The following is a 1,799-nucleotide window of genomic DNA, read 5'->3' as shown; positions in this document are numbered from 1 at the left end:
CGTCGATGATCTCCTCGAAGCCGACCACGTCGTTGACCCGGCTGGCCAGCAGGCCGAGCAGGGCCCGCTGGGGTCGCGTTCAGCCCGACGGGGGTGTCCACCAGCGCCGCCGCCAGCACCCCGCCCGCCGACAGCAGCGCACCCACCCGCACCGGCCGGTACGTCACCAGCGCCGCCACCAGCAGGCTGGCCACCACCGCGCGAAGCGTGTCGGTGCGGCTGATGTTCATCCACCCACCGTCGCCGAACAGCAGCGCGGTGACGCCGAGCGGCAGCGCCGCCGCGACCCCGAGGGTCAGGCCGTCGGCGTACCGGCGGGACAGCAGCAGGGCCGCGCCGGCCAGGCCGACGAAGAGCCCGGCGACGGGGCTGGTGGCCGAGGCGAGCAGCGCGCCGAGCGCCGCCAGCACCAGCCGGGCGGGCGGTCGGCGGACGCCCCGGGCAGGCAGGGTGAGCGCGAGGAGGGCGGCCAGCCCGAAGGCCACCCCGAGGCCGTACGTGACCCGGCCGGAGACCAGGTTGCCGGCGATCGTGACCACCCCGACGAGGCCGCCGAGCAGCGGGCGGGGCACCCGCGTACGCACCAGCAGGGCGGCGAACGCGCTCGCCGCCGCCACCAGCGCCACCGCCCCGACGACCCGCACACCGAGCGTCGCCATCAACGGCTGGGACAGCAGGCTGTAGCCGAACTGCTGCACCCCGCCGTACCAGCGCAGGTCGACCGGAGAGAATCCGTGGGCGGCGAAGAAGTCCGCCCGGGCGACCTGGGCGGCGAGGTCCGAGCCCGTCGGGGGCAGCATCAGGTACGCCGCTGCCAGCACCGCGGCGAAACCCGCGGCCACCGCCACCACCCGACCGTGCCGCATGCCCACCTCCGTACCGCGACCACCGTACTGGCAGCATGTCCTTCCGTGCCCCTCCACCTCGCACGCTGGACCGGCCTGGCCGGATCGACCCTGCTCGCCGTCGCCGCGTTCGTCGGCGGAGCCCTGCCCTCGTCGCCGCACAAGGTGAACCCGCTGAGCATCTGGCAGGGCCCGAACGGGCCGCTGCTGATCGCGATCTGGTCGGTCGGCCTCGGCCTCATGGGCTACGCGTGGTGGACGCTGCGCGACCGGGTGCCGTCCGCGCGCTGGGCCCTGGTCACCGTCGGGCTCTGGCTGGTCCCGCTGCTGGTCGCGCCGCCGTTGGGCAGCCGGGACGTCTACGCGTACGCCTGCCAGGGCGCCACCTACGCCGCGGGGTTCAGCCCGTACGCGCAGGGGGTGTCGGCGTTGCCCTGCCCCTGGCTGGAGACGGTCTCGCCGATCTGGCGGGACACCGCGGCACCGTACGGGCCGCTGTTCGTGCTGCTTGCCGGCGCGGTGGTGAAGATCACCGGGTCGCTGGTCGGCAGCATCGTGCTCTTCCGTCTGCTCGCCCTGGCCGGGCTGGCCCTGACGGCGGCCTGCCTGCCGGTGCTGGCCCGCCGCTGCGGGATCCCCGAGGGCCGGGCGCTCTGGCTGGCGCTGGGCTCCCCGCTGGTCGGGGTGCACCTGGTCTCCGGCGCGCACAACGACGCGATGATGGTCGGGCTGCTGGTGGCCGGGCTGGCCCTGGTGGCGTCCCGGCCGGGCCGTCCGGGTCCGCTGCTGGCGGCCGGCGTGATCCTCGGCCTGGCCGGGGCGCTGAAGGCGACCGCGCTGGTGGTGGTGCCGTGGGCGGCCCCGGCCGCCGACGCCCGGGGGGTCTCGGGGCGGGGGCGGGGGCGCGCCGGCGGGGGGGGGTGGTCGGACGAGCGGCGGGGGGGGGAAGAGTGT

Annotated in this window: 1 protein-coding gene and 1 pseudogene; one reads left to right on the top strand and one right to left on the bottom strand. The window is 76.4% G+C overall.

Features of this window, described 5'->3' with window-relative positions; genetic code table 11:
- Positions 1-866: pseudogene (locus AB0I76_RS29200) on the bottom strand (hypothetical protein); the annotation flags it as partial.
- A 45-nt stretch (positions 867-911) separates the two neighbouring features.
- Here AB0I76_RS29200 and mptB point away from each other — a divergent pair.
- Positions 912-1,799, top strand: an 888-nt coding sequence (gene mptB, locus AB0I76_RS29195; RefSeq protein WP_357042158.1) for a polyprenol phosphomannose-dependent alpha 1,6 mannosyltransferase MptB, incomplete at its 3' end; no start/stop codon positions are given.

The sequence above is a fragment of the Micromonospora sp. NPDC049799 genome (assembly GCF_040656655.1).
GTDB lineage: Bacteria > Actinomycetota > Actinomycetes > Mycobacteriales > Micromonosporaceae > Micromonospora.
Note: the sequence above shows the minus strand (reverse complement) of the source record. Positions and strands in the feature narration are given on the sequence as shown.